General features: G+C 67.2%; 5 protein-coding genes and 1 pseudogene. 1 reads left to right on the top strand and 5 read right to left on the bottom strand.

All coding sequences use genetic code 11. The features are described 5' to 3' along the window. The first annotated feature begins 10 nt into the window (after window positions 1-10). Window positions 11-472, top strand: coding sequence for a PTS sugar transporter subunit IIA (locus B0B01_RS11345; protein ID WP_076649957.1), 462 nt, complete (start codon window positions 11-13; stop codon window positions 470-472). A 40-nt stretch (window positions 473-512) separates the two neighbouring features. Here B0B01_RS11345 and B0B01_RS11350 read toward each other — a convergent pair whose 3' ends face one another. The 5 genes and pseudogenes from B0B01_RS11350 to B0B01_RS13050 form a co-directional block, all read right to left on the bottom strand. Then, entirely contained in the window at window positions 513-1,943 is a 1,431-nt protein-coding gene (locus tag B0B01_RS11350; protein WP_076649958.1) for a sulfotransferase family 2 domain-containing protein, read from the bottom strand. Continuing rightward, the gene (locus B0B01_RS11355; protein ID WP_076649959.1) at window positions 1,943-3,646 is read right to left on the bottom strand and encodes a DUF5927 domain-containing protein; all 1,704 of its coding nucleotides are present in this window, start codon (window positions 3,644-3,646) and stop codon (window positions 1,943-1,945) included. The genes B0B01_RS11350 and B0B01_RS11355 overlap by 1 nt, the downstream gene beginning before the upstream one ends. Next, window positions 3,643-4,647 carry a glycosyltransferase family 2 protein gene (locus tag B0B01_RS11360; RefSeq protein ID WP_076650199.1) on the bottom strand — a complete coding sequence of 335 codons (1,005 nt, stop codon included), beginning with the start codon at window positions 4,645-4,647 and terminating at the stop codon, window positions 3,643-3,645. Before B0B01_RS11360 ends, B0B01_RS11355 begins: the two co-directional genes overlap by 4 nt. Window positions 4,648-4,671: 24 nt before the next feature. Beyond that, window positions 4,672-5,907 carry a glycosyltransferase family 4 protein gene (locus B0B01_RS11365; protein ID WP_143733049.1) on the bottom strand — a complete coding sequence of 412 codons (1,236 nt, stop codon included), beginning with the start codon at window positions 5,905-5,907 and terminating at the stop codon, window positions 4,672-4,674. Beyond that, window positions 5,907-6,041, bottom strand: a pseudogene (locus B0B01_RS13050) (UDP-glucose 4-epimerase GalE); the annotation flags it as partial. The gene B0B01_RS11365 and the pseudogene B0B01_RS13050, both read right to left, overlap by 1 nt.

A 6,041-nucleotide genomic window follows, 5' to 3' on the forward strand; every position in this document is an offset into this window, starting at 1 on the left:
AGCGGACGACATGCAACTGACAGGCATACTCGACACTCGGGCCGTCAAGGTGCTGGGCGCGGTCAGCAGCAAGAAACGGCTGTTTCACGAACTCGGAGAGCTCGCGCGCGAGGCTTACGGGCTCGACGCGACGCCGGTGATGGATGCGCTGATCGCGCGCGAGGCGCTCGGCCCGACCGGGGTCGGTCACGGCGTGGCGCTGCCCCATGCCCATATTCCGGGGCTGGAGCGCGTCTCGGGCGCCTTTGTCCTGCTGGAAAAGCCGGTCGATTTCGGCGCGGTGGACCGTCAACCGGTCGATATTGTCTTTGCGCTTTTCGCGCCGGAACAGGCCGGGGTCGATCACCTGAAGGCGCTGGCACTGGTGGCGAGAACCCTGCGCGCCCCGGCGCTCTGTGCCAAGCTGCGGGCCAACCCCGACAGCAGCACGCTTTACACCATCCTGACCGAATCGCAGCCGGTCGCGGCCTGATCCGCGACCGGGCCGCCCCGATCGCGGGCACCGGAAGGTGTCAGCCGCCGGCCCAGGGACCAAAGCCGAACTGCAGGTAATCCTGCCGGTAGATGTCGCTGATCCGGCGTTCGATCTCGTCATCATGGATGTCGGCAAGGGCAAAGGGGCGGTCGCCCTGCGCGCGTTGTGGAACGGGCGCAGCGTCATGCCCGAGGCTCCGCGCGAGGGCGGGCAGGGCGGTTGCGAGTTCATCCTCGCGCAGCAGGTGATCGGGCGCTGCATATTCCGTGAAACCGGCCAGCGCCTGCGCCTGGGTGCACCAGGCCGCATCGACCCGCAGCGCCGTCTGCCCGGCCAGATTGGCGCGCAGAAAATCGAGAAATGCGACAAAGGCGCGGCGATGTGACTCGAGGTCGTAACCGGCGCCCGGCATGTCGCGCGGGATCGGCAGGCGGAAATGCTTGCGCAGGGTCTCGCGGATCCGCGCATAGCTTCCCGGTCCGGTCGACAGAACGCGTTCGCAGAAGACCGAATGAACCCGCGCCGCCGGGTGGCGCAGCACGGTAAAGCTGCGGTGGCCCGGGCGCTCGCGCTTCCACTGGTTGAGATCGCGGCGGTTCATTCCGGTCAGAAGCGCGGCGTCCTCCACATCGTCGAGCGCCGCGAGCCACCGGCTGACCTCTGTGAGCGGCCCGCCGCGAATCGGCAGATAGAGCAACGGTGTCCGCACCGCCGCCAGATGGCCGGGAATCGCCGGGCCGCGGCGGGGCTCGAAATTCGGGGTGCGCGCCAGATCGAACCAGTCGATTGCCCCAAGCGCGGCCTGCATGTCGTCGGGATTGGCCACCTTTTCATGGGTCGGCGCCGGGTTCTGCGGCTTCAGGCTGCGGTCGAGCGCCTCGATCCGCTGATCGGACCCCAGCCATTTCGCGAGGCCGTTCATCACCTCGACCTCCTGCAGATCCTCGTAGGCCAGATGAAAAGCAGTCTGGCCGCTGGTCTGGAGCCGGTTCAGGATCCGGATCTGGAACTGCTGCAGCCGGCTCACATAGCTGGCGAACTCGACCCCGTCGAACATGGCCAGGGCATCGCGGCGGCGCTTCACATTGGTCAGCTTCCACTGGCCCGTTTCCTGCGCGATCTTCCACGATACATAGCTGTCGAGCGGATTGCGCGTGAGCACGATCTTGGCGCAGCAGGGATCGGACAGCGCGATCTCCAGCACCCGCGGGTCGTGGTCGTGAAAGAAGCGGAACCCGCCGAGCCCGGGCTGCGAGCGGATCGCCTCGACCAGCTTCGCCGGATCGGCGTCGCGGGCCTCGCGAGTGAGGCCGAGAATATCCTCGCCCCCGGGGTGGCCGATGAAATGCGGGTTGAAGGCCTCGCCATGGCAGGTCAGCCCCGGGATCGCATTCAGATTGGTCTCAAGGAAATTCGACCCGGTGCGCATTTCGGCAATAACAATGAAATAATCAAAAGGGTTACGCATTACTGTTCATGCACCAGATAAGGTTTGCGGGAAGGTTCGGATTCTGCGTCCTGCTTTTGCTCGAGCGGAAAATCCCCCATCAGATAGGGGTGCATGCCCTGGTTGCGCAGGTCCTGCAGGAACTGCCCGAATCCGTCGAGATCGACCAGCCGGGGCAGCGGCGTCAGGTGCTGTTTCGGGCCGGGAACGATGTTGTCGATCACCACCTGCAGCGATTCGAGCGGGGCTTCGATGAAATCGGCCATGCTCCAGACGCGGATCCGGGCGCCGGCCCGCGGCTGGCGCAGAAGCTCAAGGTGCGCGCTTTCGATCCGCTGCAGGGCGGCCGCCTCGCGGCGCAGGTCGGCAAAGGGGCGGGCCGAGCGGAACAGCGGCACCGCCCAGGCGCCGAGAATGACCGTGATCCGCGCATTCGGATCCGCCGCCAGGAACGGCGCGATCTGTTGATTGTCACGGGGGCCGAAAAGAAACGCCTGATGTTCGCCCCGGGTGTTCCAGACCAGGCTGGTCAGAAAGGCGCGGGGGTCGTAATCGCGCTTGGCCGCGCTGTCGCTCAGCGCGCCCTGAACGGTGGATTCGCCCCCGCAGAATTCGGCGCGGCCGGGTGCGAACAGATGCCCGTGCACCCGGGCCGCGGTGGCGCGCGCAAGCCAGCCCGGAAAATCGTCGAAAAGCTCGGCAAAACCGCCGAGTACCGAATAGGGCGCGGCGGTCAGGCCGTTTTCCCATCCGGGGTTCGGGTGGCGGCTTTGCATGTAAAGCCCGGGCTGACCGCGCGTCCGGCGTTCGGTCGCCCTGAGAAACAGCCGGTCGATCCGTGCCGGGGCCGGATCGGCGCGGGCGGGGGATTTCTGCCCGTCGCCCAGAAAGGCGCGGTAAAGTCCCTCGGCATGGGGCCAGATCTTGCGCGCGAGAAAACAGGACGACCGGCGCAGCAGTTGCAGGTGATCGTCGTAAAAGACATGCGGCTTGCCCTGGAAGTCGAACCGCGACAGGGTGAGCGAGCGGCTTTCGATCCGCCCGGAGTGGCGCCGGGCGAGACTCTGATAATAGCTCTCGTCCGGGATCCAGACCTGCCGGAAGTAGCGCTCGAATTCGGCCCGGCGCGGGTCGGTCAGGATCGCCCGGAGGGTGGCGCCGGTCAGACACCACCACTGGCTGCCCATGTGCGGCCGGATGCCTGCGGGAATGCGGCGGTGCCACCCGATCCGGCGCTGGATGTTCACCGCGCAATCGAACAGCCGGCGGTGTTTCTTCCAGGCAAAGGGAAAGCGCAGGGTGAACCGCTCCTCGTCCAGCCCGCCAACCGTCCATGGGACTTCGGCGGTGGTCGCGCTTTCGATGAAATCGGTGTCGGGATGGCGGGCGAGATAGGCAATCAGTTCACTAACGGGGCGCAGCGGCAGGCAGGAGCCCGAGGTCAGCAGCACATGACCAAGATCACCGTGTCGGGCCAGCAGGAGCCCGGCCGCCGACTGGGTTGCGGCCACGATCCCCCATGTGCCCCATTCGCAACGGTGGCGTTCGCAGAACTGCACCAGAGGGTCATCCCCGAGCGCGCTGCGGAGCGCGTCGAAATCCGTCTGGCCGGTGTTCGCATCGACATGGATCACCACCGGGCAGCCGGCGGCGCGCCAGTGGCGGGCGACCTGTGCTGCGCGCCCGAGCGCATCATGCACCAGCATGATCACGCCAAGGCTCATGCCCAGTTGCCTTTCGACATGAGGCCAAGGATTTCGAGCTGGCGCCAGTTGATATATTGCTCGGACCAGCGGCACCAGAGTTCGGGCTCGTCGGCGAGTGCCTCGGCATAGGCCCGGTATTCGACCGATCCGGCGTAATGCTGGTTGCGATGCAGTTCTTCCCTGGCCTTTGCGCCGAACGTGTCCAGAAACTTGGTATGGAGCAGAAGCCCCGAGGTCTTGTTCCCGCCCCATTCGTCATAGACGAGGTTCAGCCCGCGGGGCAGCAGCATGTGGGTCGAACTGACATAGGCAAAGCGGCGGTCCCATTTCACCAGCGGGATCTTGTTCAGCGCCGGCGCGCGCGCGGGCTGGTCGGCGAAGAACACGCGACCGCGCGGCCCACCCTGGATCCAGAGGTTGCGGAACATGGGATTGCGCTTGAGCGTATAGTTTCCGCTGTCGAACCAGCAGGCGATGTCCAGCGGATTCTGCCCCGCCCGGTAGGGCTGCGCATCCAGCTTTCCCTTCGGATACATGTCAAGCAGCATGGCCCCGAAGGATTTGATCGAGGACGCGTCGAGCCAGTCGGTCAGCGCGCGGAGCGGCCGGCTGTCGCAGAAGGGATAGATCAGGAATTCGTCGGGATCGACCACGAGGCACCAGTGTCCATGACCGAACCGCGCCTGCAGCCCGTTCAGCCAGTCCACCCCGAACCGCGCCTGCCGATAGCTTGCCCGCGTGTGCCAGAGCGAGACATCGGGCTGCGCTGCAAGGAAATCGCGCGATCCGTCGCTGCTGTCGTTGTCTATGATCAGGAAATGCCCGATCCCCAGGTCGCGATAGTATTTCAGGAAATAGGGCAGGCGGACCTGTTCGTTGCGCAGGGTCGAGAACAGCAGCAGGTCATCGCGGCGGATGGCCCCGGTCCGGTCCGCGACCGGGGCGAGGTCGCGCCGCCGCAATCTTGCGCGCAGACGTGCGGCTTCGCGCTCGATCCGCAGGCGGTATGACACGGGCATCTGCAAAGCCGGCTATCGCACTTGTTACCATGCGGACACTTCCGTGCCGCCACAAAAACAACTCAGAACCAGTCCGAAGTGATCGTCCCAGGCGGGTGCCGGAAAACATTCGGGAGCAGCACCGCGGTCTTCGGTCAGGCGGATCACCGCATCGCGCCACTGATAACAGTCCTCTGCCGGCAGGTAAACCGGAAGCGCCCCGAGCACTTCGCGGCGGGCGGGAAGGTCGGTGCAGACGATTCGCGTGCCCATGGCCGCCGCCTCGACCGCGGGCAGGCCGAAGCCCTCGGCCCGGCTCGGGCAGAGCAGGGCGCGCGCGCCGCCGAGCAGCGCCGCGACGGCCCCGTCGGAAAGACCTGCAAGCTCCCGCACCGGGGCATCCGCGCCAAGCCGGTCGAGGCGGGCGAACACGTCGTGGTTGTTCCAGCCACGGTTGCCGCAGATCAGCAGCATCGGCGGCGCCGGAAGATCGGCGGCGAGCCGGTCCCAGACATCAAGCAGAAGCCCGTGGCCCTTGCGCGGCTCGATGGTGCCGAGGGCGACGAAATAGGGCCGTGAGGGCGGCAGCCCCGCGGGCAGGGCGCGGGGGTCGGGCACCGCCGGGTCGATGCCAAGCGGCGCGACCAGCCCCGGCGGCGGTGTGCCCTGGTGCGACATGTGGAACTCCGCCCGCTCGCGGCTGTGGCGGGAGTTGTAGATCACGCAGCCGGCGTGCCGCCGCACCCGGTCCAGCATGGCGGCAAAGCGCGCGGGCGTCCCTTCGCGCTGATACTGCGGGAAATCGAGCGGGATCGCGTCGTGGATCATCACCGCGGCGGGCATCCCGGCCTGCGACAGCGCGCCGAACACGTCATGGGTCAGGTTGACGTGGCCGACGTTGAAATAATGGCTGCCCGCGGGCAGGTGCCGGCGCAGCATCGCGGCAAGCCCGCCCCGCCCGCAGCGCGCATGGGCAAGCCGCCGCAGGTCGCTTTCCGCGCGGCGCATCAGGCGCGGCCGCCTCGGGCGCAGCAGGGCGGCAAGGTCCGGCGCGCCCCAGGGAATCGCGCCCGAAAGCCGCGCGGCCAGTGCGTCACATTCGGGCGGCGCGATCAGCACATGCCCGCCCGGCAGGCGCGACAGCAGGAAAAGCGGCGCTTCGCGGCGGGCAAGATGCGCAAGATAGGCGCACTCGACCCGGTCCACCCCGGTTGCCGTCCGCCCCGCGCGGCTGATCAGACGCGAGATGTCGAGCAGACGCGCCGGCGGCTCCTGCGCCATCAGGTCTCGTAATGGCCGCTCTGATGCCAGCGCCATGCGTCGGCGATCATCTGCCCGGGGTCCGAACGTCGCGGCACCCAGCCGAGCTCGCGCCCGGCGCGCTGCGATCCCGACACGAGCCGTGTGCAGTCGCC

This window comes from Pontibaca methylaminivorans, from assembly GCF_900156525.1.
Classification (GTDB): domain Bacteria; phylum Pseudomonadota; class Alphaproteobacteria; order Rhodobacterales; family Rhodobacteraceae; genus Pontibaca; species Pontibaca methylaminivorans.

Excerpts from the sequence above, each read along its gene's own strand:
- B0B01_RS11345 (WP_076649957.1), top strand. The coding sequence starts at position 11 with ATGCAACTGACAGGCATACTCGACACTCGGGCCGTCAAGGTGCTGGGC.
- B0B01_RS11350 (WP_076649958.1), bottom strand. The coding sequence starts at position 1,943 with ATGCGTAACCCTTTTGATTATTTCATTGTTATTGCCGAAATGCGCACC.
- B0B01_RS11355 (WP_076649959.1), bottom strand. The coding sequence starts at position 3,646 with ATGAGCCTTGGCGTGATCATGCTGGTGCATGATGCGCTCGGGCGCGCA.
- B0B01_RS11360 (WP_076650199.1), bottom strand. The coding sequence starts at position 4,647 with ATGCCCGTGTCATACCGCCTGCGGATCGAGCGCGAAGCCGCACGTCTG.
- B0B01_RS11365 (WP_143733049.1), bottom strand. The coding sequence starts at position 5,907 with ATGGCGCAGGAGCCGCCGGCGCGTCTGCTCGACATCTCGCGTCTGATC.